At 62.3% G+C, this 25,576-nt stretch carries 20 protein-coding genes and 2 pseudogenes; 11 read left to right on the top strand and 11 right to left on the bottom strand.

Annotation, left to right across the window (positions count from 1 at the left end; genetic code table 11):
• Positions 1 to 229: 229 nt before the first annotated feature.
• Genes AC1IN8_RS15865 through AC1IN8_RS15855 form a run of 3 tightly spaced genes read right to left on the bottom strand, consistent with a single transcriptional unit; the run spans position 230 to position 5,998 of the window.
• Positions 230 to 1,645 carry an efflux transporter outer membrane subunit gene (locus tag AC1IN8_RS15865; RefSeq protein WP_479759579.1) on the bottom strand — a complete coding sequence of 472 codons (1,416 nt, stop codon included), beginning with the start codon at positions 1,643 to 1,645 and terminating at the stop codon, positions 230 to 232.
• A complete protein-coding gene (locus AC1IN8_RS15860; protein WP_479759577.1) occupies positions 1,638 to 4,787 on the bottom strand; it encodes an efflux RND transporter permease subunit in 3,150 nt (1,049 codons plus the stop codon). The genes AC1IN8_RS15865 and AC1IN8_RS15860 overlap by 8 nt, the downstream gene beginning before the upstream one ends.
• 17 nt (positions 4,788 to 4,804) lie before the next feature.
• Positions 4,805 to 5,998: an efflux RND transporter periplasmic adaptor subunit gene (locus AC1IN8_RS15855; RefSeq protein WP_265436618.1), complete on the bottom strand. Its 1,194-nt coding sequence runs from the start codon at positions 5,996 to 5,998 to the stop codon at positions 4,805 to 4,807.
• A gap of 152 nt (positions 5,999 to 6,150) precedes the next feature.
• Between AC1IN8_RS15855 and AC1IN8_RS15850 the strand changes: the two genes are divergently transcribed.
• From AC1IN8_RS15850 to AC1IN8_RS15840, 3 genes are all read left to right on the top strand, one after another.
• The gene (locus AC1IN8_RS15850; protein WP_479759575.1) at positions 6,151 to 6,792 is read left to right on the top strand and encodes a TetR family transcriptional regulator; all 642 of its coding nucleotides are present in this window, start codon (positions 6,151 to 6,153) and stop codon (positions 6,790 to 6,792) included.
• Between the two features lie 99 nt (positions 6,793 to 6,891).
• Positions 6,892 to 7,560: a class I SAM-dependent methyltransferase gene (locus AC1IN8_RS15845; protein WP_479759573.1), complete on the top strand. Its 669-nt coding sequence runs from the start codon at positions 6,892 to 6,894 to the stop codon at positions 7,558 to 7,560.
• Between the two features lie 117 nt (positions 7,561 to 7,677).
• Positions 7,678 to 8,856: a dicarboxylate/amino acid:cation symporter gene (locus tag AC1IN8_RS15840; protein ID WP_139439560.1), complete on the top strand. Its 1,179-nt coding sequence runs from the start codon at positions 7,678 to 7,680 to the stop codon at positions 8,854 to 8,856.
• 46 nt (positions 8,857 to 8,902) lie between these two features.
• Here the strand turns inward: AC1IN8_RS15840 and AC1IN8_RS15835 are convergent, their stop codons facing one another.
• From AC1IN8_RS15835 to rnm, 7 genes are all read right to left on the bottom strand, one after another.
• A complete protein-coding gene (locus AC1IN8_RS15835) occupies positions 8,903 to 9,274 on the bottom strand; it encodes a glyoxalase superfamily protein (RefSeq protein ID WP_479759571.1) in 372 nt (123 codons plus the stop codon).
• Positions 9,275 to 9,302: 28 nt separating this feature from the next.
• Complete coding sequence (gene tesB / locus AC1IN8_RS15830) at positions 9,303 to 10,175, bottom strand: acyl-CoA thioesterase II (RefSeq protein WP_139439558.1); 873 nt, start codon at positions 10,173 to 10,175, stop codon at positions 9,303 to 9,305.
• Between the two features lie 258 nt (positions 10,176 to 10,433).
• Positions 10,434 to 11,357 carry a 23S rRNA pseudouridine(2605) synthase RluB gene (gene rluB, locus AC1IN8_RS15825; protein WP_139439557.1) on the bottom strand — a complete coding sequence of 308 codons (924 nt, stop codon included), beginning with the start codon at positions 11,355 to 11,357 and terminating at the stop codon, positions 10,434 to 10,436.
• Between the two features lie 110 nt (positions 11,358 to 11,467).
• Positions 11,468 to 12,040 (bottom strand): SMC-Scp complex subunit ScpB, encoded by a 573-nt coding sequence (gene scpB, locus AC1IN8_RS15820; protein ID WP_025327615.1) that lies wholly within the window; start codon positions 12,038 to 12,040, stop codon positions 11,468 to 11,470.
• Between the two features lie 35 nt (positions 12,041 to 12,075).
• Positions 12,076 to 12,957: a segregation and condensation protein A gene (locus AC1IN8_RS15815; protein WP_479759569.1), complete on the bottom strand. Its 882-nt coding sequence runs from the start codon at positions 12,955 to 12,957 to the stop codon at positions 12,076 to 12,078.
• Positions 12,950 to 13,570 carry an L-threonylcarbamoyladenylate synthase gene (locus AC1IN8_RS15810; protein ID WP_010673702.1) on the bottom strand — a complete coding sequence of 207 codons (621 nt, stop codon included), beginning with the start codon at positions 13,568 to 13,570 and terminating at the stop codon, positions 12,950 to 12,952. Before AC1IN8_RS15810 ends, AC1IN8_RS15815 begins: the two co-directional genes overlap by 8 nt.
• A 129-nt stretch (positions 13,571 to 13,699) precedes the next feature.
• The gene (rnm, locus tag AC1IN8_RS15805) at positions 13,700 to 14,581 is read right to left on the bottom strand and encodes an RNase RNM (protein ID WP_479759567.1); all 882 of its coding nucleotides are present in this window, start codon (positions 14,579 to 14,581) and stop codon (positions 13,700 to 13,702) included.
• A gap of 421 nt (positions 14,582 to 15,002) precedes the next feature.
• Between rnm and AC1IN8_RS15800 the strand changes: the two genes are divergently transcribed.
• The 7 genes from AC1IN8_RS15800 (at position 15,003) to AC1IN8_RS15770 (ending at position 24,003) form a co-directional block, all read left to right on the top strand.
• Positions 15,003 to 16,640 carry an anthranilate synthase component 1 gene (locus AC1IN8_RS15800; RefSeq protein ID WP_479759565.1) on the top strand — a complete coding sequence of 546 codons (1,638 nt, stop codon included), beginning with the start codon at positions 15,003 to 15,005 and terminating at the stop codon, positions 16,638 to 16,640.
• 80 nt (positions 16,641 to 16,720) lie between these two features.
• Entirely contained in the window at positions 16,721 to 17,320 is a 600-nt protein-coding gene (locus AC1IN8_RS15795; protein WP_479759563.1) for an aminodeoxychorismate/anthranilate synthase component II, read from the top strand.
• A 9-nt stretch (positions 17,321 to 17,329) separates the two neighbouring features.
• On the top strand, positions 17,330 to 18,343 hold the full coding sequence (gene trpD, locus AC1IN8_RS15790) for an anthranilate phosphoribosyltransferase (protein WP_479759561.1): 1,014 nt from the start codon (positions 17,330 to 17,332) through the stop codon (positions 18,341 to 18,343).
• Entirely contained in the window at positions 18,340 to 19,839 is a 1,500-nt protein-coding gene (trpCF, locus tag AC1IN8_RS15785) for a bifunctional indole-3-glycerol-phosphate synthase TrpC/phosphoribosylanthranilate isomerase TrpF (RefSeq protein WP_479759559.1), read from the top strand. The genes trpD and trpCF overlap by 4 nt, the downstream gene beginning before the upstream one ends.
• Before the next feature lie 74 nt (positions 19,840 to 19,913).
• Complete coding sequence (trpB, locus tag AC1IN8_RS15780) at positions 19,914 to 21,107, top strand: tryptophan synthase subunit beta (RefSeq protein WP_202046714.1); 1,194 nt, start codon at positions 19,914 to 19,916, stop codon at positions 21,105 to 21,107.
• Positions 21,104 to 21,910 carry a tryptophan synthase subunit alpha gene (gene trpA / locus AC1IN8_RS15775; protein WP_479759557.1) on the top strand — a complete coding sequence of 269 codons (807 nt, stop codon included), beginning with the start codon at positions 21,104 to 21,106 and terminating at the stop codon, positions 21,908 to 21,910. The genes trpB and trpA overlap by 4 nt, the downstream gene beginning before the upstream one ends.
• Before the next feature lie 1,376 nt (positions 21,911 to 23,286).
• The gene (locus AC1IN8_RS15770) at positions 23,287 to 24,003 is read left to right on the top strand and encodes a hypothetical protein (protein ID WP_479759555.1); all 717 of its coding nucleotides are present in this window, start codon (positions 23,287 to 23,289) and stop codon (positions 24,001 to 24,003) included.
• Positions 24,004 to 24,200: 197 nt separating this feature from the next.
• On the opposite strand, the pseudogene AC1IN8_RS15765 reads toward AC1IN8_RS15770, so the two are convergent.
• A pseudogene (locus AC1IN8_RS15765) lies at positions 24,201 to 24,299 on the bottom strand (metal-dependent hydrolase); the annotation flags it as partial.
• Positions 24,300 to 24,426: 127 nt separating this feature from the next.
• On the opposite strand from AC1IN8_RS15765, the pseudogene AC1IN8_RS15760 reads away from it, so the two are divergent.
• A pseudogene (locus AC1IN8_RS15760) lies at positions 24,427 to 24,564 on the top strand (tryptophan synthase subunit alpha); the annotation flags it as partial.
• Positions 24,565 to 25,576 lie beyond the last annotated feature (1,012 nt).

Genomic DNA, 25,576 nt, shown 5'->3' with positions numbered 1-25,576 from the left:
ATTCGTAATGCGAAGGTCGCAGGTTCGACTCCTGTTTCCGGCACCAGACATAGCAAGGCTCGCAGCGATGCGAGCCTTTTTCTATCTCGGTCCGGACAAGCCTGGCGTCAGAAAAACGGGACCTGCTCGGCAGCAAGGTACCCTGACAAGGCCGGTCCATGTACACCTAAAAAAAACAGGGCGAACCAGATGGTTCGCCCTGTGGCTGTCACGCTGTCAGCGAGAGAGACTAGCCCTGCCCTTCGGAGGCCGCCGGAGCTTCCTTGGGGGCCTGCCAGCCGCCGCCGACCGCCTTGTAGAGGGCGACCTGGTTGCTGAGCTGGGCCAGGCGGGTGCTGATCAGCCCCTGCCGCGCGCTGAACAGGGAGCGCTGGGCATCCAGCCTCGTCAGATAGCTGTCCACCCCCTGCTCGTAGCGGAACTCCGCCAGCTTGAAGTAGGTCTGGTTGGCGTTCACCAGATCCTGCTGTGCCTGCAGCTGCTGCTGGTAGTCCGCCTGGGCGCCGAGGGTATCTGCGACCTCCTTGAAGGCGGTCTGGATGCTCTTCTCGTAGCTCGCCACCGCCTGCTTGCTGCCGACCTCGGCCACATCCAGATCCGCCACGCGCTTGCCACCGTCGAAGATGGGCAGGTTTATCTGGGGCATGAAGGTCCAGGTGCCGGTGCCGCCGTCAAACAGCCCGCTCAGTTGGTTGCTGGCGGTGCCCGCCGTCGCGGTGAGCGAGATGGTCGGGAAGAAGGCGGCACGGGCCGCGCCTATGTTGGCGTTGGCCGCCTTCAGGCTGTGCTCCGCCGCCAGTATGTCGGGCCGCTGTTGCAGCAGGCTGGAGGGGGCCCCCACCGGGATCGGTGCCAGCTTCACCTCGGCCAGGGTCGCCGGTTGCCCTTCCAGCACCGGCACTTCTGTGCCGAGCAGCAGGGCCAGACCGTTTCTGTCCTGTTTCACCTGACGCTGGTATTGCGCCTGGCTGACCCGGGCGTTCTCGAGCGCCGTGCGTCCCTGCGCCAGCTCCATCTCGGAAGCCGCCCCCAGCCGGTACTTGTGCTGGGTCAGGGCATAGCTCTCCTGCTCGGTTGCCAGCGTCGCCTGGCTCAGGGCCAGCAGCTCCTGATCCGCCAGCAGGGTAAGGTAGGCATTCGCCACCGAGGCGATCAGCGCTATCTGGGTGCTACGCTGGGTCTCGATTTGCGCCAGGTAGTTCTCCAGCGCCTGATCTTTCAGGCTCTGGATCCGGCCAAACAGGTCCAGCTCATAGGCGGTGATGCCGATGTCGGCGCCGTACTGGCTGCTGATGCTGCCCTGCCCCGTGCTGCTGAGATCGTCGGATCCCTGCTGACGGGTGCCGGAGCCGCTGGCGGCCAGGGTCGGCAACTGGGCCGCCCGCTGGATCCGGTATCTGGCCTCATAGGCCTCGACGTTGAGGGCCGCGAGCCGCAGATCCCGGTTGTTCTCGAGGGCAGTGTCGATCAGCTTTTGCAGCGCCGGGTCCAGGAACTGTTGCTGCCAGGGCGCCAGCGCCCCCTGGGTGGCGAGGTTCTCTTGCCAGGAGGCGCCTTGCGGCACCTCGGGGCGTTGGTAATCGGGGGCCATGGAGCAGGCCCCCAGCAGCAGCGTCACACTCAGGGCGACCAGGGTCTTAGTCATGTTGGGTCTCCTTGGTCAGCGCGGCGCGCTCCTCGGCTGAACTCTGCTTGGTGAAGTAATGCATCACCAGCACGAAGAAGAGCGGCACGAAGAAGATGGCCAGCACGGTCGCGGTGATCATCCCCCCCATGACGCCGGTGCCGATGGCGTTGCGGCTGCTGGCGCCGGCACCTGTGCTTATCACCAGCGGCAAGACGCCGAGGATGAAGGCGAGGGAGGTCATCAGGATCGGACGCAGACGCTGACGGGAGGCTTCCACCACCGCATCGCCGAGCTTCATCCCCTTGTCATGGAGCTCCTTGGCGAACTCCACGATCAGGATGGCGTTCTTGGCCGAGAGCCCGATAGTGGTGAGCAGGCCCACCTGGAAGTAGACGTCGTTCTCAAGCCCGCGCAGGGTCGCCGCCAGTATGGCGCCCAGTACCCCGAGCGGCACCACCAGCATGACGGAGAACGGAATGCTCCAGCTCTCGTACAGGGCCGCCAGACAGAGGAAGACCACCAGCAGCGAGATGGCGTAGAGCGCCGGCGCCTGGGAACCCGCCTGACGCTCCTGGAAGGAGAGCCCGGTCCACTCGATGCCGATGCCTTCCGGCAGCTGTTTCACCATCTGCTCTATGGCCGCCATGGCGTCACCCGTACTCTTGCCCGGCGCCGCTTCACCGACTATCTCCATGGCGGAGACGCCGTTGTAACGCTCCAGACGGGGCGAGCCGAAGCTCCACTCGGTGCTGGCGAAGGCGGAGAAGGGCACCATCTGGCCCGCGCTGTTGCGCACGTACCACAGCTTCAGATCCTCCGGGTTCATCCGGAAGGGGGCATCCGCCTGCAGGTAGACCTTCTTGACCCGGCCTCTGTCGACGAAGTCGTTCACATAGGAGGAGCCCCAGGCCGCCGACAGGGTGTTGTTGATGTCGCTGATGGAGAGCCCCTGGGCCAGCGCCTTCTCGTAATCGATCTTGATATCGAGCTGGGGGGTGTCTTCCATCCCGTTCGGGCGTACCCGCACCAGGTTGGGATCCTGCGCCGCCATGCCGAGCAACTGGTTACGAGCCTGCATCAGCTTCTCGTGCCCCAGACCACCGCGGTCCTGCAGGAAGAAGTCGAAGCCGGTGGCCGTGCCGAGTTCAGGGATGGGGGGCAGGTTGAAGGCGAACACCTGGGCCTCCTTGATGCTGAACAGATAGCCCATGGCGCGGCCTATGATGGCGTTGGCACTGCGCTCTTCCCCTTGACGCTCGCTCCAGTCCTTCAACTTGATGAAGGCCATGCCGCTGTTCTGGCCGCTACCGGCGAAGCTGAAGCCCGCCACTGTCAGCACCGAATCGACGTTCTCCTTCTCGTTCTTGAGGAAGTAGTCGCGCATGTCGGCCAGCACCACCTCGGTACGCTCCTTGGTGGCCCCCACCGGCAGTTGCACCATGGACATGATGACCCCCTGATCCTCTTCCGGCAGGAAGGAGGTGGGCAGGCGCATGAAGAGCACCGCCAGCACCGCCAGCATGGCCAGGTAGATAATGCTGTAACGGGTCCCCTGCTTGATCACCTTGCGCACGCCGTTCTGGTAACGGTTGGCATTGGTGTCGAAGAAGCGGTTGAACCAGCCGAAGAAGCCGCGCTGGGCACCGAACTCCCCGTGTTTCATGGGCTTGAGCAGGGTGGCACAGAGCGCCGGGGTCAGGATCAGCGCCACCAGCACAGAGAGCACCATGGCCGAGACTATGGTGAGGGAGAACTGGCGATAGATGGCACCGGTCGAGCCGCCGAAGAAGGCCATGGGCACGAACACGGCCGACAGCACCAGGGCGATGCCCACCAGGGCGCCGGTGATCTGGGTCATGGACTTGCGGGTCGCCTCCAGCGGGGAGAGTCCCTCCTCGCTCATCAGCCGCTCCACGTTCTCCACCACCACGATGGCGTCATCCACCAGCAAGCCGATGGCCAGCACCAGACCGAACATGGTCAGGGTGTTGATGGAGAAGCCGAAGGCCGCCATGACCCCGAAGGTACCGAGCAGTACCACGGGCACCGCTATGGTCGGGATCAGGGTCGCCCGGAAGTTCTGCAGGAACAGATACATGACGCAGAACACCAGGAAGATGGCCTCGATCAGCGTCTGCACCACCTCCTCGATGGAGATCTTCACGAAGGGCGTGGTGTCGTAGGGGTAGACGATCTCCATGTTGGCCGGGAAGTACTCGGAGAGCTCACCCAGCTTGGCCCGGACATGCTCGGCGGTGTCCAGGGCGTTGGCACCGGTCGCCAGCTTGATGGCCACCGCCGCCGTGGCCTGGCCGTTGTAGAGCGCGGTCGCGTCGTAGTTTTCACCGGCGAGCTCGACCCGGGCCACGTCCTTGAGCAGCACCTTGGAGCCGTCCTGGTTCACCCGCAGCAGTATGTTGTTGAACTCCTCCACGGTGGAGAGCCGGGTCTGGCCCATGATGGTGGCGGTAAATTGCTGATCGCTCACCGCAGGGGTGCCACCCAGCTTGCCGAAGGCCACCTGGGCGTTCTGGGCCTGGATGGCGGCCTGTACGTCGGCCGGGGTCATCTGCACCCGGTTGAGCTTGTGGGGATCGAGCCAGACGCGCATGGAGTACTGGCTGCCGAACAAGGTAATGTCACCCACCCCGTCCAGACGGCTCAGGGGCTCCTTGATGTTGGCCACCACATAGTCCGCCAGGTCATCGTTGGTCATGGTGCCGTCAGTGGAGATGAAGGCGGCCACCATCAGGAAGCTGCTGGAGGTCTTCTGGACCCGCACGCCCTGCTGCTGCACCTCTTGGGGCAGGAGCGACATGGCCTGTTGCAGCTTGTTCTGCACCTGCACCTGGGCGATGTCGGGATCGGTACCCGGCTTGAAGGTGAGGGTCACGCTGACGTTGCCGGAAGAATCCGACTGGGCAGACATGTAGAGCAGGTGATCCAGCCCCGTCATGTTCTGCTCGATGATCTGGGTCACCGAGTCTTCCACCGTCTTGGCGGACGCCCCCGGGTAGCTGGCGGAAATGCCGACGGCCGGCGGAGCGATGGTCGGGTACTGGGCGACCGGCAGGCCTATGATGGCCATGGCCCCGGCCAACATGATCACCAGGGCAATCACCCAGGCGAAAATGGGTCTGTCTATGAAAAATCGTGCCATGAGGCGACTACTCCATCCTACTGCTTGGTGACCTGGGTCTGATCGGCTTGTGCTGTCGTGGTGGTGCTGGTGCGCTCAGCGGGCGCCACCAGGGCACCGGGTTTGACCTTCTGCAGACCGGCCACTATCACCTTCTCGCCGGCATCGAGGCCGGACTCCACCACCCAGCTGTCGCCAACCACGCGGCTGAGCTGCACTTCTCTCAGCTCGACCTTGTTGTCCGCGGTCACCACCATGACGGTGGCACCGCCTTTCGGTGTGCGGGTCACGGCGGTCTGGGGCACCAGCAGGCCTTGCGGGCGCTCGCCCTCCTGCAGGGTGGCGCGCATGAACATGCCGGGCAGCAGCAGATCATGGGGGTTCGGGACCAGGACCCGCAGGGTCACCATGCCGGTGGTCTCGTCCACTGTCACGTCGGAGAACTGCAAGGTCCCCTGCTCGCCGTACTGGCTGCCATCTTCCAGCTGGAAGCTGACCTTGGCGCCCTCCTGCTGGCCCTGGGTCAGCTTGCCGGCAGCGACCTGGCGCTTGAGGCGCAGCAGATCGGCGGTGGACTGACGCACGTCCACATACATGGGATCGAGCTGGGAGATGGAGGTGAGGCTGTCCGCCTGCTGGGCGGTGACCAGGGCACCCTCGGTCACCGCAGACTTGCCGATGCGGCCGCTGATGGGGGCGGTGATCCTGGTATAAGCCAGGTTGATGTTGGCGCTCTGCAGGGCGGCCTTGGCGGCCCCGATCTCGGCAACCTGCTGCTTCCAGGCCGCGTCGGCGTCGTCATACTCCTGACGGCTGATGGCTTTCACCTTCACCAGCTCGGCATAACGCTGGGCCTTGAGGCGGGCGCTCTGCTCGTTGGCCTGCGCCTTGGCCAGATTGGCCTTGGCACTGGCGACGGCGGCCTGATAGACGGCGGGATCGATCTGGTACAGCAGCTGGCCGGCCTTGACGTCGCTGCCTTCGGTGAACAGGCGCTTGAGGATGATGCCATTCACCTGGGGACGTACCTCGGCCACCCGCAGGGGGGCGGTACGGCCGGTGAGCTCGGACATGAGTTGCAGCGGTGCGGCATGGAGGGTGACCACGTCCACGGCGGCAGGCGGCATCTCGCCCGCCCCTTGCCCGGCCTCGCCCTTGTCGCCACAACCAGCCAGCAGGCCGCTTGCCAACAAGGCAAGGCCCACCGAACGTGCGAGAATGTGTTTATGCATGGAGTTTCTGAGCCTCTGTTTCAAACAAAAAAAACCACAAAACCACAGGGTTTATAGGGCCCCTGTTGGTAAAACTGCGAAGATGAGGCAATATACATACATTCATAAATGTATGTAAGTAACTTTTTCCCCTTTTAACAGGTACAGATCCGATGGCCAGAAGAACCAAAGAAGAAGCGCAGCAGACCCGCTGCCACATCATGAGCACGGCCCTGAATCTGTTCTGCCAACAGGGATTGGCGAAGACCAACCTGACCGACATCGCCAAGGCGGCAGACCTGACCCGGGGCGCCATCTACTGGCACTTCAAGAACAAGGAGGAGCTATTCGTCACCCTGTGGGAGGAGCTGTGCGCCCCCCTCTCCCACCAGTTAGACGCCTGTGTGGATGAGCAGGAGCCGGATCCCCTCGGCAAGCTGCGCAGCTTCCTCAAGGAGGTGATGCACAAGATCAGCACCGAGCCCGCCCACCAGCAGATGTTCACCATCATGTTCAATCTGGAGTCGCTGGAAGGAGAGGCCATCTCCCTGCGGGATCACATGCGCGTGCAATCATTCAACTTCTTCCGGGATCTGGAGATCACCCTGGCCAACGCCGTGCGCCTCGGCCATCTGCCCCAGACCCTGAATCTGCACCGCGCCGCCACCCTGCTGCACTGCACCCTGGACGGTTACATCATCAACTGGCTGCACTTCCCGGAGCGCATCAACCTGATTCGGGAGGCCGACTTCCTGCTCGACACCCTGTTCGGTCTGCTCGCCAACCCCTCTCCCTCGCTCTTGCGCCGCCCCTGATGGCGCTGATGGCGCGCAGGGCCGGGGAGGATCCTCAGCAGAGCTGAACAGCAGGGGGCAAATTTGCTAGAGTAGCCGCCCACCCAAGAGACGAGCCCTATGCCACTGCCACAGTCACCCGCCCAAGGCACCCAGAGCGCTGCTCCGCTGGCGCCCCGCCCCGCCCTCATCGGCCAGGCCCACTCCCCCTTCCTGGCCCGCCTGCAGCCGGGCGCCCACCTGCTGGAAGCCGGCTGCGGCGCGGGGGAGGATCTGCACCATTTTCGGGAGCTGGGGTTCATGGTCACCGCCTTCGATGCCAGCCTGAGCCAGGCCAGCACCGCCTCGCGCCTGTGCGGCCAGCCGGTGCGGGTCTGCCGCTTCGAGCAGATGCACAACGTGCTGCCCTATGACGGCATCTGGGCCAGCGGCTCGCTGCCCTGCCTCACCGAGGATGAGCTGGCCCCCACCCTGATGCACCTCGCCGGCCTGCTCAAACCCCAGGGCCCCCTCTACTGCTCCTTCCCCTATGGCGAGAATGACCCCGGCAGCCCCTTGCCCCCCTCACAGGACGAATACCCGCTGCTGACCCGGCTCGATGAGGCCCGCTTGCGGCAGCTGATCGCCCCCCTGCCATTTGAGCTGCATCAGAGCTGGTGCAGCGACGATGCGGTGCACGGCCGCTGGCTCCATGCCCTGCTGATCCGCGACCCCAATCCCGCCACCATCAATCAATATCGCGGCCGTCGTTCCAGACAGGGTGCCCGACGTGATTCAGCATCCAGATAACAATATTTAACTCTGAGTTAACCAGGTGATGGCAGACAAGATGCGGCATTTGTGTTAAAAAGCGGCATTAAAATCAAGATTAAATAACAAAACAGACACCAACACCTGGATTCCCCCATGAAACTCGTCCTCAATCTGATTGCCGGCATCCTCGCCGGTCTCCTGCTCGGCCTCTACGCCCCGGAATGGGTCGCACGGGTGCTGTTCACGGCCAAGACGGTGATAGGTCAGCTGATCACCTTCACCATTCCGCTCATCATCCTGTTCTTCATCATGAGCGGCATCGCCAGCCTGCCGAAGAACTCCGGCAAGCTGCTCGGCAAGACGGTGGCCCTCTCCTACTGCTCCACCATACTGGCGGGCCTGTTCGCCTTCACGGTGGCGAGCCAGCTGATCCCGCAGCTGACCACGGCCGCCGAGCCCACGGCGCAAGCCGCCATCAAGCTCAGCTCCTACATCAATCTCGAGATCCCGCCGCTGTTCGGGGTGATGTCGGCCCTGGCCGCCGCCTTCGTGTTCGGCATCGGCATCAGCGCCACCCAGGCCACCGACCTGCGCCGGGTCGCCGATCAGGGCCGTGACATCATCGACCGCCTGCTGGCCCGCGTGATCATTCCCCTGCTGCCCTTCTACATCGCCGGCGTCTTCGTCGAGATGACGGTGGAAGGCACCGTCTTCGCCACCCTCAAGACCTTTGGCGTGGTGCTGGTGATGGCCATCGTCATGCACTGGCTCTGGCTCAGCCTGCTCTTCATCGGCACCGGGCTGGCGCTGGGTCGCTCCCCCGCCATGCTGATCAAGAACATGCTGCCCGCCTACTTCACCGCCCTTGGCACCATGTCCAGCGCCGCCACCATCCCGGTGGCCCTGCAGGCGAGCAAGAACAACGGCGTGAGCGACGGCATCGCCAACTTCACCGTGCCCCTGTGCGCCACCATTCACCTCTGTGGCTCCACCATCACGCTGGTGACCTGCGCCACCGCGGTGATGTTCCTCTCCGAGCACCTGGCCATTCCGGGCTATGGCACCATGCTGCCCTTCATCATGATGCTCGGTGTCATCATGATTGCGGCACCGGGCGCCCCCGGCGGCGGCGTCATGTCGGCGCTCGGCCTGCTCACCTCCATGCTTGGCTTCGGTGAGGCCTCCATCGCCCTGATGATCGCCCTCTACCTGGCCCAGGACAGCTTCGGCACCGCCTGCAACGTCACCGGTGACGGCGTCATCGCCCTCTGGGCCGACCGCTTCGCCCAGGGCGAAGCGCCCCTGGCCGCACCGGAGCAGGACGCCGCCTGAGGGCCTGCGCCACAATAAAAAAACGGGAGCCACTGGCTCCCGTTTTTTATGAGGCGTTTTCTGCCGGTGGCAGCGGCTCGGTAAAGACCAGTCGATTCCCGAAGGGATCCCGCACCTGCAACTCCCGGCAACCCCAGGGCATGGTCTCGATGGCGGGTCTCACATTGGGATACCCCTTGGCCCGCCACTCCGCAAACAAGGTGTCGAGCTTGTCAGTGGAGAGGCGCAGAGCTGCCCCCGGACAGGCATCCCCGTGGTGCTCGGAGAGGTGGATAACCCAGTCCCCCCGTGAGATCTGCAGGTAGAGCGGCATGTCCGGGCCGAACCTGTGCTCCCAGTCGATGACGAATCCCAGATAATCGAGGTAGAAGGCGCGCAACTTGCCTTCATCGAAGCTGCGCAGGATGGGCACTATCATGGATGCGCCACCCCGTCTCGGTGCCGGCTCATGCGCCAGTGCCCCGGCGGCGGATCACCCCTTCCTGCATGGTGCTCGCCACCAGCACGCCGTCGCGGGTGAAGAACTGGCCGCGTACCAGGCCACGGCCGCCGCTGGCGCTCGGGCTGTCCACCACGTAGAGCAACCAGTCATCCAGCCGGAACTCCCGGTGGAACCACATGGAGTGATCTATGGTGGCCACCTGCATGTCCGGCTCCCAGTACGACACCCCGTGGGGCTGCAGGGCGGCGAACAGGAAGTGGAAATCGGAGGCATAGGCCAGCAGGTAGTTGTGGACCCGCTGATCGTCCGGCACAGTGCCGTTGGCCTTGAACCAGGTGTAGCGCAGGGGCTCGTGCACATCCGGACGAATGGGGTCGACCAGGGTCACGGGGCGGATCTCCAGGGGCTTCTCGCACAGGATCTTGTCCCGCAAAGCCGCCGGGATCATCTGCTCGTAGGGGCGCACCAGCTCCAGCTCGCTCTTGAGCTGCTCGGGGGGCGTGATGCCTTCGGGCATCTGGGCCTGATGCTCGAAGCCCTCGGCCTCTACCTGGAAGGAGGCATTGAGGTAGAAGATGGGCTTGCCGCCCTGAATGGCCTTGACCCTGCGGGTGGAGACGGTCTGACCGTCGCGGATGTTCTCCACGTCGTAGACGATGGGCTTGTTGGCATCCCCCGGACGCAGGAAGTAGGAGTGGAAGCTGTGGACCTGGCGATCCCCGGCCACCGTCTGCTTGGCGGCTGACAAGGCCTGCCCCATTACCTGCCCGCCAAACACGGATCGCAACCCGAGATCCTGGCTCTGGCCCCGAAACAGGCCCTCCTCGATCTTCTCAAGCGCCAGCAGTGCCAGCAGCTCATCCAGTACCTTGCTCATTGGTTTCTCCTGTATCTGTGCGCGAAAGGCTAACAAGCCAGTCCCGGCAGGGCAACCATCCTGATGCACATCTCACAGCCCCCCTCCCGGCCTCCCCCTCTCTGAGGGGGAGGAGCATGGCGATCTCCAACCCACACAGAGACAACTCTGGCTGCATCCCCCTTCACCAAGGGGAGGAGAATCGCCGGCAACAAAAAAGCCCGCACCATGGGGTGCGGGCTTTTGACTTGTCCGGAGCGAGAGGCCCGTGGCGGCGGCTTACTTGCTGCCGGTGCCTGAGTTGCGGGTCGAGGCTTGCGGCTTGCGGCGGGCCGTGGTGGCACGAGCACGCGGCTCCTTGCCCTGCATCTCCTTGTGGCGCTTGACGGCGCGACGGATCTGGGCGGCCTGCTTGTGGCGGGTGCTCTTGCCATCCTGCTGCAGGTCGACCTTGGACTCGGTCTCGTTGGGCAGGTTGACCAGGCCGCGCAGGTAGTTCACCTCGGGCAGTTTGAGCTCCTGCCAGCCACCGCGGGGGATGCCACGATCCAGGGTGACGTCACCGTAGCGAATGCGCATCAGGCGGCTCACCTGCACTTCCTGGGATTCCCACAGGCGGCGCACTTCACGGTTGCGCCCCTCGGTCAGGGTGACGTTGAACCACTGGTTCAGCCCTTCACCGCCGGCCGGCTTGATCTTGTTGAACTTGGCCATGCCGTCTTCCAGCTGCACGCCCTTGCGCAGGCGCTGCAGCATGGCTTCGGTGATCTCGCCAAAGACGCGCACCGCGTATTCCCGCTCCACTTCGTGGCTCGGGTGCATCAGCCGGTTGGCAAGCTCGCCGTCGGTGGTGAACAGCAGCAGGCCGGAGGTGTTGACGTCGAGGCGACCCACCGCAATCCAGCGGGCCCCGTCCATCTTGGGCAGACGATCAAACACGGTGGGACGACCTTCCGGATCGTGGCGGGTACACATCTCCCCTTCGGGCTTGTGGTACGCCAGCACGCGGCAGATCTGCTCCTCGGCCGCACGGGTCTTGACCTGGTGACCATCCACCCGGATCACGGCGTTCACTTCGACGCGATCCCCCAGCATGGCGACCTTGCCATCCACGCTGACCCGACCTGCGGTGATCAGGGCCTCCATCTCACGACGGGAGCCTTGACCCGCGCGGGCCAATACTTTTTGCAGTTTTTCACTCATCGGGTTTACCTGATTGTTGATCGCTGCCCGCTGACATAGCGGACAACATTGACTCCTGTGACGCACCCTCGGGCATCGTCACCACGTTCATTCTCAAGACGGCCTGCCGCTTATTGACCGTCGCTCCCCTCGCCCAGCATGACCGGCAAGGGGGAGTGCAGTTCGGGATCCAGCTCGGGGAGCTGCTCCAGACTCTGCAGATTGAAATAGTCCAGAAACTCTCGGGTGGTGGCGAGCAGCTCGGGGCGACCCACCACCTCCTTGTGACCTATGCTGCGCACCCAGCCGCGCTCTTTCAGGGTATTGATGATCTGGCTCGATACCGCCACCCCGCGGATGGCTTCTATCTCGGCCCGGGTGATGGGCTGACGATAGGCAATCAGCGTCAGGGTTTCCAACACGGCGCGCGAATATCGGGGCGCCCGTTCGCTCCACAGGCGCGACAGCTCCTCGGCGTACTCCTGGCGGGCCTGGAAGCGCCAGCCGGAGGCGACCTCCTTGAGCTCCACCCCCCGCTCGCTGTAGTCCTGCCTGAGCTCCGCCAGCAGCAGCTGCACATAGCGGCTGGTGACAGGGTAATCCGCCAGCACGCTGCTTTTCAGCTCGCTGACATTGAGCGGACGACCGGCCACAAACAGCGCCGCCTCGATCAGGGTCTTCAGCCGTTCAGCCGGCAGCGCCATGACGCATCCCTCCCTGAGTCAGGGTATTGAGTCGTTCAGTGGGCAGCGCCACGGTTGCCCTCCTCGCCCTGCTCGGCCAATGCAAAATGGATGGGACCCAGCGGCTCGGCCTGCAGGATCCAGATCAGTTGCTCCTTGCACAGCTCCAGCAGGGCCAGGAAGGTCACCAATACCCCCATGCGTCCCTCCTCGGCCCGCAGCACCTGCTCCAGCCGCAGGGTCTGCCCCAGGGACAACATGGCGAGGATCTCCGCCATGCGCACCCGGGTCGGGATCTGCTCACGGCGGATCTGGTGATGTTCAAAATGAGTCGCGCGTTTTACCACACTTTGCATGTAAAGGGCGAGCTCAACCAGTGAAACATCGGGGGCCAGCGGCTTCAAGGCGCCAAAATCCGGTGGCAGGGCCGAGGCGATAAAGATCTCCCGCTCCAGCCTCGGCAAGGCGTTGACCCGCTCCGCGCCCAGCTTGTAGCGCTCGTACTCCTGCAGCCGGCGGATCAGGGTGACGCGGGGGTCTTCCCCCTCCTCCTCGTCTTCCAGCTCCGGCGCCTTGGGCAGCAGCAGGCGGGATTTTATCTCCGCGAGCCAGGCCGCCATCAGCAGGTATTCCGCCGCCAGCTCCAGATTGAGCCCCTGCATCAGCTCCACGTACTCCATGTACTGGGCGGTGATCTGCAGGATCGGCAGGTTCAGGATGTCGAGCTGCTGACGGCGGATGAGGTAGAGCAGCAGATCCAGCGGCCCCTCGAAGGTGTCGAGAAACACCTCGAGCGCATCGGGCGGAATAAACAAATCCTGGGGCAGCTCATGGTAGGGCTGCCCCAGTACTTTCGCGATGGGCGGGGGAAGCAGGGCCTCCCCCGTCGCACCCGGTGCCATCACCGCCTCGGGTACGGGCTCGGCAGTATCACTCAAACGGCGTCGGATCCCCGGCACCGCGACGGCGCAGCACGGGCTCGTCGTCGGAGAAGTCCACCACAGTGGTAGGCTGCTCGCCCAGATAGCCGCCGTTGACCACCAGATCCAGCTGCTTGCCGAGCTTGTCGGCGATCTCTTCGGGGTCGAACTCCGCCATCTCGGAGCCCGGCAGGATCAGGGTGGTGGAGAGCAGCGGCTCACCGAGGGCCTCGAGCAATGCGAGCGCGATATTGTTGGCGGGCACCCGGATGCCGATGGTCTTCTTCTTCTCGTTCATGAGGCGGCGCGGCACCTCCTTGGTGGCCTTGAAGATGAAGGTGTAGGGCCCTGGGGTGTTGTTCTTCACCAGCCGGAAGGCGGTGTTGTCCACCTTGGCGTAGGTGGAGATCTCCGAGAGATCCCGGCACACCAGGGTGAAGTCGTGGTTCGGCTCGATGCGGCGGATACGGCAGATGCGCTCCAGCGCATCCTTGTTGCCCATCTGGCAGCCCAGGGCATAACCGGAGTCGGTGGGATAGACGATGACGCCGCCGTTTTGCAGGATCTGCACCGCCTGGCTGATGAGGCGAACCTGGGGGTTGTCCGGGTGTACGTAAAAATGCTGACTCATATGCTCTTCTCGCGATAGGGGCACGCCGGGTGCCCGCTTCATGGTCAAGGGCCCCTTGGCCCATGACACTACCTTAACCTGTTTGGCACAGACTCGCCCGTACCAAAGATCCGTGTCCGCCCATTGTACTCAGCGGCTGGCCAGCAGGCTGGCATGCTGCTCCTGACTGAGCCCGAAGTGATCGGGGTGCCCGAGCCAGAGCGGCATGCCCTCCTTGGGCAGCCACAGATGGCGGCCCAGCTCGGTCCAGTTGGAGGGGAAGTGAAAATCGGACCCCACCGAGATATAGAGATCGTGATCCTTGGCCCACTGGCCGAGGTTGGCCCGCTCCTGGGGGCTCTGCTGGGGCAGGGAGACCTCCATGGCATCGCCACCGGCCGCCTTGAAGACCACCAATAGCCGCTTGATCCACTTGGCGGTGAGGCTGTAGCGGCTCGGGTGGGCCAGCACCGCCAGCCCGCCCGCGGCATGAATGGCCGCGATGGCCTCCCCCATCTCGGGCCACTCGGCGGGCACATAACCCTTGTTGCCCCGGCTCAGGTACTTCTTGAATACCTTTTGCATGTTGTCGGCCACCCCGCGCGCCACCAGCACCCGGGCAAAATGGGCCCGGGTCACGGCGGCGTCACCCGCGAGCTGCTTGGCCTCTTCATAGGTGCCCGGGATGAGGCACTTCTCCAGACGGCGCCCTATTTCCTGGGCGCGCGCCTCGCGGCGGGCCCGCTGACCGGCCAGGAAGGTGACCAGCTGCGGATTTTTTTCATCCACCCCGAGCGCCACTATGTGGATCTCGTGGTGCTCCCACCCGGTGGAGATCTCGACCCCGCTCACCAGTCGCAGCGGCAACTGTTCGTTCTGGATCGTCTGACGGACTTCATCAAGCCCGTCAAGGGTATCGTGGTCAGTGACCGCTAACACCTCCACCCCTTTCTCGGCGGCGCGGCGCACCAGTTCGGCGGGGCTCAGCACGCCATCCGAGGCCGTGGTATGACAGTGAAGATCGAATCTCATCGGCTTGTTTCGCTCTCATCAGGGGGCCTGCTTGGGAAAAAGAAGGCAAAAAAGCGACTTGACTTGGCCGCGGCTTTATCGTTTTCTGTAGGCACTTCATTGCAAACATCTTTTTACAGGACGCTATCATGCAAACGACTTCCATCCTGACCATCTGGTGGTGGCACACTCCCTGACATGCGGGCGTGTGGTCGTTGCTGTACCTGTAATCTGACAGCAAATTAAGAACCCAAAGAAAAAGCCCGCTGACCCCAGCGGGCTTTTTTATTATCCGGCAAATGGACCTGTGATGAAACCGACAATTCAGACAAGTGCACTGACATGGCGATGGCGAACTCGCTGACGTGACGAAAACCCAATCCCAACTCGAGAGAAACGCCATGACCATCGGTTACACACAACACATGCAAGGGAAGGCATTATGACAGGCAACAAGACCCGGTTACCCCTGGGCGAATTCGACACCATCCGGCTCAATGCCCCTTATGTGACAGATCCCCTGGCGCTCTACACCCAGCTCTGCCAGCACAAGCCCAACAACCTGCTGCTGGAATCGGTGGAGATCGACTCCAAGGCTGGCACCCAGAGCCTGCTGCTGGTGGATGCCTGCCTGCGCATCGAGTGCCGTGGCCGCACGGTGCGGGTCCGCGCCCTCACCAGCAACGGCGCCGCGCTGCAGCGCCTGCTCGAGCAGCGCCTCCCCGCCGTCATCACCCAGACCCGGGTGGCGGACGAGCTGCAGCTCGACTTCCCGGCCTCCGACCGCACCCTTGACGAAGACAGCCGCCTCAAGGGCAGCAGCGTGCTGGACGTGCTGCGCACCCTGCAACGGGAGCTGCAATGCCAGCAGGGCAAAGAGGCCCTCTTCATGGGGGGCAGCTTCGCCTACGACCTCATCGCCTCCTTTGAAGACTTGCCCGAGGTGCCGGAAGGGAGCAACGACTGCCCCGACTACTGCTTCTATGTGGCCGAGACCCTGATCACCATAGATCACATCAAGCAGAGCACGGCCCTGCTGGCCTGCCTCTTTGGCGGCGAGCAGAACGAGCGCCAGCTCGATGAGCGTTACGCCCAGCTGACCGCGCGCCTCGAGGCCTTCAAGCAGGCCTGCCAGCAGCCGCAACCGGGGGCACAGGGCGCCAAGCCGCTCACCGGCAACCTCCAGATCGACAAGAGCGACAAGCAGTTCTGCGCCGAGGTGGAGAAGCTCAAGGGCTTCATCCGCCGTGGGGACATCTTCCAGGTGGTGCCGTCCCGCAGCTTCTCCCTCCCCTGCCCCGACCCGCTGGCCGCCTATCGCCGCCTCAAGCAGACCAACCCCAGCCCCTACATGTTCTATGTACAGGACGAGGGTTTCACCCTGTTTGGTGCCTCCCCGGAGAGCGCGGTCAAGTTCTGCGCCGCCAGCCGCCAGGTGGAGATGTACCCCATCGCCGGCACCCGCCGCCGCGGCCTCAACCCCGATGGCAGCATCAATCTGGATCTCGACGGTCGCATCGAGCTGGAACTTCGCCAGGACGAGAAAGAGGTGGCCGAGCACCTGATGCTGGTGGATCTGGGTCGCAACGACATCGCCCGCATCTCCGAGCCCGGCACCCGCTACGTGAAGGATCTGCTCAAAGTGGATCGCTACAGCCACGTGATGCACCTGGTCTCCCGGGTGGTGGGCACTCTTCGCTCGGATCTCGATGCCCTGCATGCCTATCAGGCCTGCATGAACATGGGCACCCTGACCGGCGCCCCCAAGCTGCGAGCCAGCGAGCTTATCCGCATGGTGGAAGGCAAGCGCCGCGGCAGCTACGGCGGCGCCGTGGGCTACCTCAACGGCGCGGGAGAGATGGACACCTGCATCGTCATCCGCTCCGCCTTCGTGAAAGCGGGTCTGGCCCATGTCCAGGCCGGTGCCGGCGTGGTCTATGACTCCAAGCCCCAGATGGAGGCGGACGAGACCCGCGCCAAGGCGGCCGCCGTGCTGGCCGCCATCGCCGCCAGCCATGGCACCTCCCTGCAAGCCCTGAGCGCCCAGCAGGAGCAACATAAGGACGTGAGCCATGACTAACATCTTCCTGCTCGATAACTTCGATTCGTTTACCTACAACGCCTTGGCCGATCAGTTCCGCACTTCGAAGGAGCAGTCCCATGACTAACATCTTCCTGCTCGATAACTTCGACTCCTTTACCTACAACCTCGTGGATCAGTTCCGCACCCTGGGTTACCCGGTGCGCATCTACCGCAACAGCCTGCCGGCGAGCCGCATCATGCAGGAGATAGAAGCCTGTGACGGTGACGCCGTGCTGGTGCTCTCCCCGGGGCCGGGCGCCCCCCACGAGGCGGGCTGCCTGATTGACCTCATCAAGCTGGCCCGCGGCCGGGTGCCCATCCTCGGCATCTGCCTCGGTCATCAGGCCCTGTGCGAAGCCTACGGCGGCACAGTCGGGGCGGCCGGGGAAATAGTCCACGGCAAGCGCTCCCTGATTGAGCACAACGGTCACGGCGCCTTCGCGGGGCTGCCGAACCCGCTGCCGGTGGCCCGCTACCACTCCCTGGTGGCGACCTATGTGCCGGAGGAGTTGCAGGTGATTGCCCACTATCAGGGCATGCCCATGGCCATAGAGCAACGGGATGAGCGGGTGCTGGGCTTCCAGTTCCACCCGGAATCCATCATGACCTCGGAAGGGGCCCGCCTGCTGACCCAGGCCCTCGCCCACATCACCCGTCCAGAAAGCCACGTGCGGTAAGGAGACCCCATGCATCAACATCTCAACACCCTCTATCAGGGGCAGTCTCTCACCCGTGACGCCGCCCGCGATGCCTTCGGCCAGGTGGTCCGTGGCGAAGTGGATCCCATCGTGCTGGCGAGCCTGCTCACCGCCCTCAAGCTCAAGGGGGAGACCCCGGAGGAGATCGCCGGCGCCGCCGAGGCACTGCTGGCGGAGGCCCGTCCCTTCCCGCGCCCGGACTATGCGTTCTGCGACATCGTCGGCACAGGTGGCGATGGCCTCAACACCATCAACGTCTCCACCACCTCGGCCCTGGTGGCCGCTGCCTGCGGCCTGAAAGTCGCCAAGCACGGCAACCGCTCGGTCTCGAGCAAATCCGGTTCGAGCGATCTGCTGGACAAGATGGGGATCAAGCTCGACATGAGCCCGGCCCAGGCGCGCCGCTGTCTGGACGAGCTAGGCATCTGCTTCCTGTTCGCCCCCCAGTACCACGCCGGGGTGCGCCACGCCATGCCGGTGCGCCAGGCCTTGAAGACCAGGACGCTATTTAACGTCCTGGGGCCGCTTATCAACCCCGCCCGCCCCAGCTACCAGCTGATGGGGGTCTATGCTCCCGAGCTGGTGCGTCCCATCGCCGAAACCCTGCTGGCACTGGGGCTGAAAACCGGTATGGTGGTACACGGCGCCGGGCTGGACGAAGTGGCCATTCACGGTCCGACCCAGGTGGCCGAGATCCGTGACGGCGAAATTCGCGAATACCTGCTCACCCCGGCAGACTTTGGCCTCGAGACCTACCCGGTCAGCGCCATTCAAGGGGGGGAGCCGGAAGAGAACCGCGCCATCACGGACGCCATACTGGCGGGGGAAGGCACTGCGGCCCACAACGCCGCCATCGCCGCCAACGTGGCGCCGCTGCTGGTGATGGCGGGCAAGGCCCCGGACTTCAAGCAGGCGGCCGCGCAGGTGCTGGCCAAGCTTTCAAGCGGTGAAACCCGCCTGCTTGCCCAGGCCCTCGCCACCCTGAGCCATCAGGAGGCATGATGTCAGTCAGTACTCACGGCAGCCAACAAGGCAGTACCACTCTTAGCAAGGATATCGAGATGCTCGACCCCCTCTCCTCCCCCGATGCCTTCCTGAATCGGGCGTCCATCAACCAGACCATTCTCGGCAAAATCGTGGCCGCCAAGCAGGAGTGGGTCGCGGCCCGCAAGCTGGCCCAGCCCCTGGAGAGCTTCCAGGGCACCCTGGTGCCAAGCGATCGGGACTTCGAGGGCGACCTGCGTGCAGGCTCCACCCGCTTCATTCTCGAATGCAAGAAGGCCTCCCCCTCCAAGGGCTTGATCCGTGACGACTTCAGCCCGGAGGCCATCGCCGACATCTATGGCAACTATGCCACCGCCATCTCTGTGCTGACGGACGAGCAGTTCTTCCAGGGGGATTTTGCCTTCCTGCCCAGGGTGCGTGGCCGGGTCAAGCAGCCGGTGCTCTGCAAGGACTTCATGATTGACCCCTATCAGGTCTATCTGGCCCGCTACTATCAGGCGGACGCCATCCTCTTGATGCTCTCCGTGCTCACCGACGAGGGCTATCGCGCCCTGTTCAAGGTGGCCAAAGAGTTAGGTCTAGGGGTGCTCACCGAGGTGAGCAATGCAGAGGAGCGGGATCGCGCCGTCACCCTCGGCGCCCCCGTGATCGGCATCAACAACCGGGATCTGCGGGATTTGAGCGTGGATCTCGCCCGCACCCAACAGCTGGCGGCCGAGATCCCCGCCGATCGGGTGGTCATCAGCGAGTCCGGCATCAACCACCGCGCCCAGGTGGCGGAGCTGCGCGCCCATGCCAAGGGCTTCCTGGTGGGCTCCTCCCTGATGAGCGAGCCGGATCTGGAGGCGGCGGTGCGCAAGCTGGTGCTCGGCCAGAACAAGGTGTGCGGCCTCACCCGCCCCGAGGATGCCGCCGCCGCCCATCAGGCGGGGGCCGTGTTCGGTGGCCTGATCTTCGTCGCCAAGAGCCCGCGTTACGTTGACATTCCCGCCGCCCGCGCCGTCATGGCGGGCGCGCCGCTCTCCTATGTGGGGGTGTTTCGCAATGCCCAACCCCAGACCATCGCCAAGACGGTGGAGGCCCTGAACCTCGCCGCCGTGCAACTGCACGGGGACGAGGACGCCGCCTATATCGAGACCCTGCGCCCCCTGCTGCCGGCAGGCTGCCAGATCTGGAAAGCGGTAGGCGTCTCTCTTGGCAAGGAAAGCGGCGAGCCCCTGCCCTCCCTCGACTACCCGGCGGATCGCCTGCTGCTCGATACCAAAGTGGGCAGCCAGAGCGGCGGCACCGGCCAGGCATTCGACTGGGCCCTGCTGGGAAGTCTCGATAAAGCCAGGCTGATGCTGGCAGGCGGCCTCAATCCCGACAACGCCCTGCAGGCGGCCCGGGTGGGTTGCCTCGGCCTTGATTTCAACTCCGGGGTGGAGAGTGCCCCGGGCCAGAAGGATGCGCACAAGCTGGCGGCGGCCTTTGGCGCCCTGCGCCAACTGTAAGAGTGCCCTGCGCACCCTCTGAACATGCACCAAATTAATGAACTGCATTTGCCTATAAGCACAAGGAATAATCTATGACCCTGCTCAATCCGTTTTTCGGTGAATTTGGTGGCATGTATGTGCCCCAGATCCTCATCCCCGCCCTGCTCCAGCTGGAGAAGGCCTTCGTCGATGCCAAGGATGACCCGGCCTTCGTCGCCGAGTTCCAGTCCCTGCTGACCGAGTATGCCGGTCGCCCGACCCCGCTCACCCTGACCCGCAATCTGACCAAGGGGACCAAGACCCGGCTCTACCTCAAGCGTGAAGATCTGCTGCACGGCGGCGCCCACAAGACCAACCAGGTGCTGGGCCAGGCCCTGCTCGCCAAGCGCATGGGCAAGAGCGAGATCATCGCCGAGACCGGCGCCGGCCAGCACGGGGTCGCCACTGCACTGGCCTGCGCCCTGCTCGGCCTCAAGTGCCGGGTCTACATGGGTGCCAAGGATTGCGAGCGCCAGAAGCCCAACGTGTTTCGCATGAAGTTGATGGGGGCCACCGTCATTCCGGTGCACTCCGGCTCCAGCACCCTCAAGGATGCCTGCAACGAGGCGCTGCGCGACTGGGCTGCCAATTACGAGAGCGCCCACTACCTGCTCGGCACCGCCGCCGGCCCCCACCCCTTCCCCACAATCGTGCGGGAGTTCCAGAAGATGATCGGGGAAGAGGCCAAGGCCCAGTGCTTCGAGAAGGAGGAGCGCCTGCCCGATGCGGTGATCGCCTGCGTCGGCGGCGGCTCGAATGCCATCGGCATGTTTGCCGACTTTATCGACAACCCTGAAGTACGTCTGATCGGCGTCGAGCCCGGTGGTCACGGCATCGAGAGCGGCGAGCACGGTGCACCGCTCGGTCACGGCAGCAAGGGGGTCTTCTTTGGCATGCACTCCTACCTGATGCAGGACAACCAGGGCCAAATTCAGGAGTCCTACTCCGTCTCGGCGGGTCTGGACTTCCCCTCCGTCGGCCCCCAGCACGCCCACCTGGCGGCCATCGGCCGCGCCGAGTACCCCTCGGTGACCGACAAGGAGGCGCTGGACGCCTTCCAGGAGCTGGCCAAATCCGAAGGCATCATACCGGCGCTGGAATCCTCCCACGCCCTGGCCCACGCCCTCAAGATGGCCCGCAGTGAACCGGAGAAAGAGCAGGTGCTCATCGTCAACCTCTCCGGCCGTGGCGACAAAGACATCTTCACCGTTGCCGATATTTTCGAGAAAGAAGGAACCTTGTCATGAATCGCTACGCACAACTCTTCTCCCGTCTGGACAAGGCCAATCAGGGCGCCTTCGTGCCCTTCGTGATGCTGGGTGACCCCACCCCCGAATTGTCCCTGGCCATCGTCGATGCCCTGGTCGAAGGGGGCGCCGACGCCCTGGAGCTCGGCATTCCCTTCTCCGATCCGGTGGCGGACGGCCCCACCATTCAGGGTGCCGCCCTGCGGGCCTTTGCCAGCCACACCACCCCGGACGACTGCTTCACCCTGCTCGCCCGCATCCGCGCCAAGTACCCGGAGCTGCCCATTGGCCTGCTGGTCTACGCGAACCTGGTCTATGTGCGCCACATCGACGGCTTCTACGAGAAGTGCCAGCAGGCGGGGGTGGACTCCGTGCTGGTGGCCGACGTGCCGGTGCAGATGTGCGAGCCCTACAAGGCGGCCGCCGACAAGTTCGGCATCGACAGCATCTTTATCGCCCCGCCCAACGGTGACACCGAGACGCTCAAGGCTGTGGCCGAGCTGGGCTCTGGTTACACCTACCTGGTGAGCCGCGCAGGCGTGACCGGCGCCGAGACCAAGGCCGGCATGCCGGTGGATGGCCTCATCAACACCTTGCGCGAGTTCAATGCGCCCCCCGCCCTGCTCGGCTTTGGCATCAGCGAACCGGCCCAGGTGCGCGAGGCCATCAAGGCCGGCGCCGCCGGTGCCATCTCCGGCTCCGCCGTGGTGAAGATCATCGAGACCCACCACAAGAACCCGGAGCATATGCTCACTCGTCTGAAAGAGTTTGTGGAAGGGATGAAGGCCGCAACCAATCGATAAGGGGTGGCATGGGTCAGTACCATTGGCCATGTCTGCAAAAAGGGAGCCTGATAGGCTCCCTTTTGTTATCCGGCGTCAGCGGTTGGCTTCTCTGTAGGTCTGATTAGCGAAGCGTAATCAGACGTTCGCGGATTGGTTGAGATGGCGTGGCTTTGCCACGTAGTGGCACACCGTAGGGTGCAATAAGCGCAGCGCATTGCACCGCAGGAAAAAGTCCGTTCCACGACGGCAAACTCTCGCCGGATTCCAGAGCCGACGGTTAGCCCCTTGATGCGGCGGCGCCGCATGGGACGCGAGGGCGCTGCCCTCGACGGGGTTTCGCCCGCCCCCTGGCAGAATTTGACCGAATTCCTGAGCCTGCGGTTAACCCCCTGATGCGGCTTCGCCGCATGGGACACGAGGGCTCTGCCCTCGATGGGGTTTCGCCCGCCCTTCGGGCTAGGGCGAGTGACTTTGGAAAGACCCAAAGTCACCAAAAGTCTTCTCCCCCGCCAAGCCGCCCGCCTTTGCCGAAAAGCGGGAGCCGAGCGTTGCTCGTCTTCTACCCGCTTTTCCCTCATCTCGCTCTCTGGGTCGGGCGGAACGCCGCAGATGAGCCTTTGGCCTTCGCCATCCATGGCTTCGCCCAAAGTCCGCTTCGAACCTCCATGTTCTCGCGCCAAATCGGGCCGAGCCTTGCTCACCCATAACCGATTTGGCCCCTGTACCAACTGCGGCTGCGCCGTCATCCCTGACGGCGCTCCTGACCCATTGAGCTCGACTCGGCGGCTTGGAGGGGGATCAAAACCGTGCCAACCCAGAGCCCCCTCTAACCGCAAACAAGCTCCCTCTCCCCTTGGGAGAGGGTTGGGGTGAGGGGAATGTCCGCACTCTCTACAAACCCAACAGCCCACTTAAAACGGCAGTTGCTCACTAATTGGTTGAACCAGCTCGAATTTTTCTTAATCTTATCTTCCTATGCCCCAATCAGAGCCCTTAAGATAGCCAAGGACAATCCATCTCTCGGGAGGACACCATGGGAGTGATTGCTGATATCTCGCAGGTGAAAGCAGCGGGCTGGGGGCTGGAACTCAGGGGCGGTAGCGTGGTTTTTTGTAGGTTGGCGCAGAGCGAAACCCAGCAGGTGAGTATTATTGCGCCAACCGGATTAGGATAAACAAAGATGTGGCAGATCCGTAAAACAGATTTACAGATCTATTTCGTGGTACACGTTGGGCTTCACTTCATTCAGCTCCAACCTACGATTTTTAGCCCAACATACGTAATAAAATCTGGGACACCCACCTTTTTGAGTTTTAAGCCAGCTCATGGAGTATCAAAGCGGAAGTTATAAGGGAAGATAAAAAGTCTGTAAAGAAAAAACAACGAGGTGATTAATGGATGATGGAAAGGGAAAGCCGAGCAACATACCCAAAAAAACCAAACTGATATTTGGAGTTGTAGCCTTGACTGTAATAGGTGGTGGGTATTGGTGGCTTAAAGAGCCCAATATTGAGCCGGAGATTAACCCTAATCCAACAGAGTTTTTTACTATTCATGGTGAGTTTCCGTTTGGTAGCGGATATCAATTGGCTATCGATAGCACATTCATGGCATCTAATAAAACTTACTCTGCATGCAGCAAAACATTTTATGCGTTTGGCATTATACCTGCAAACACAACTCTTAGGGGATGGAAAATAGAAAACCCCATAAAGAAACATCAATTAAACAAGTTCAGTGTGAAGGTATCTAAAGACCATTTATTGCCCGGCCTCTGTAATTTTGGGTTAGATTCAGTTGGTTATTTTATTGTGAAGACTGGCTCCAAACTGGAATCTAACTTAAAAGCTAACCCTCTTGATCAGCATAATCGTGAAGGGTACTTTTTATCTTCAGCATACAGCGATTGGAGTGAGTTAAAGCATGGAAATATAAATATTTCATGCCGACCAAATGTTGGTCGAGAAGAATTAAGTGGTGGTGTTGCCTGTGAGCGACTGGATCAAAATGAAGTAAACAAGTATAGACGTGAATATAAATCACATAATAAGCCAATGCCAACGATAGTTAATCTTAGATTCGTTATGGAGGACGAAAATGTCAAGAACTAAACAAAATGCTGTTTTTAGCCATAGTGCATATGGCGACCCACAGAATAATAATTTCCCTATGCCGTTGGTTCGCCAGTCCCAGAAACTGATTGGATTGTTTTTGATAATTATAAAAATGATAAAAGTTCAGATTTTCAAGGTGTAATGTATCAAAATACAAAAACTGGTGAATATGTCTATGCAATAAAGGGGACTCAGGAAACCCCCGACAGCAGCAGGCGCGGCGGGATAATCCGGCTGCCAAGCCCCAGTCCCAGGCAGAGAGGTACGGTGGTGTGAGTGACGATGGTGGGCATAGGATAAAGCTACAACTGAAAACGTGGGGCTACCTTATCCCCGCTTGGGTAAATCAGGGCACCCACCTTTCTGAGCAAGACGCTGTATAGTCAGCATACAAAAAGGTGGGTGTCCTAAATAGCTCCCATCGCCGCTGGCGCCGCCGGTGCCATCTCCGGCTCCGCCGTGGTGAAGATCATCGAGACCCACCACCAGAATCCGGAGCATATGCTCACTCGTCTGAAAGAGTTTGTGGAAGGGATGAAGGCCGCAACCAATCGATAAGGGGTGGCATTAGCCAAATGCCATTGGCCATGTTTGCAAAAAGGGAGCCTGATAGGCTCCCTTTTGTTATCCAGCGTCAGCGGTTGGCTTCTCTGTAGGTCTGATTAGCGAAGCGTAATCAGACGTTCGCGACGTTGATGTGGTGGCGCGGCTTTACCACGCAGTGGCACACCGTAGGGCGCAATAAGCGCAGCGCATTGCACCGCAGCAAATTTCCTTTCCACGGCAACGGACTCTCGCCGGATTCCCGAGCCAGCGGTTAGCCCCTTGATGCGGCTTCGCCGCATGGGACGCGAGGGCGCTGCCCTCGACGGGGTTTCGCCCGCCCTTCGGGCTGGGACGAGTGACTTTGGAAAGACCCAAAGTCACCAAAGGTCTTCTCCCCCGCCAAGCCGCCCGCCTACGGCGGATTCCCTCATCTCGCTCTCTGGGTCGGGCGGAACGCCGCAGATGGTACATCCATGTACCAACTCCGGCTGCGCCGTCATCCCTGACGGCGCTCCTGACCCATTGAACTCGACTCGGCGGCTTGGAGGGGGAATCAAAACCGTGCCAGCCCACAGCCCCCGTCTAACCGCAGATATGCTCCCTCTCCCCTTGGGAGAGGGTTGGGGTGAGGGGAGTTTTCGCACTTCTGCTCACCCAGCAGCCCACTTAAAACAGCTGCTAATCACTAATTGGTTGAACCAGCTCAGATTTCTATCAACCACCCCTTCCCATGCCTCGTTCAGAGCCCTTAAGATAGCCAAACGACAATCCATCTCTCGGGAGAGCGCCATGACAGCGATTGTTGCTTTTTCGCAGGTTACAGACAGCAGACTGGGGGCTGGAACTCAGGGGCGGTAGCTTTGCCGACGCTTGCCATCACCGACTCCTTCACTGTTTCTTTACACAGTGGTAATGGAAGCGTTAAACGAGGAAGTCAAGGGATCACCTTCAGCTCCAGAGATAGGCTGGCAACGTAATAATTATTTAAAATGCGTTTTTCACTGCGGTGAATGAGAATGTGGCG

Source organism: Aeromonas sp. 130281, from assembly GCF_056642115.1.
This window is presented reverse-complemented; position numbering and strand designations above follow the sequence as displayed.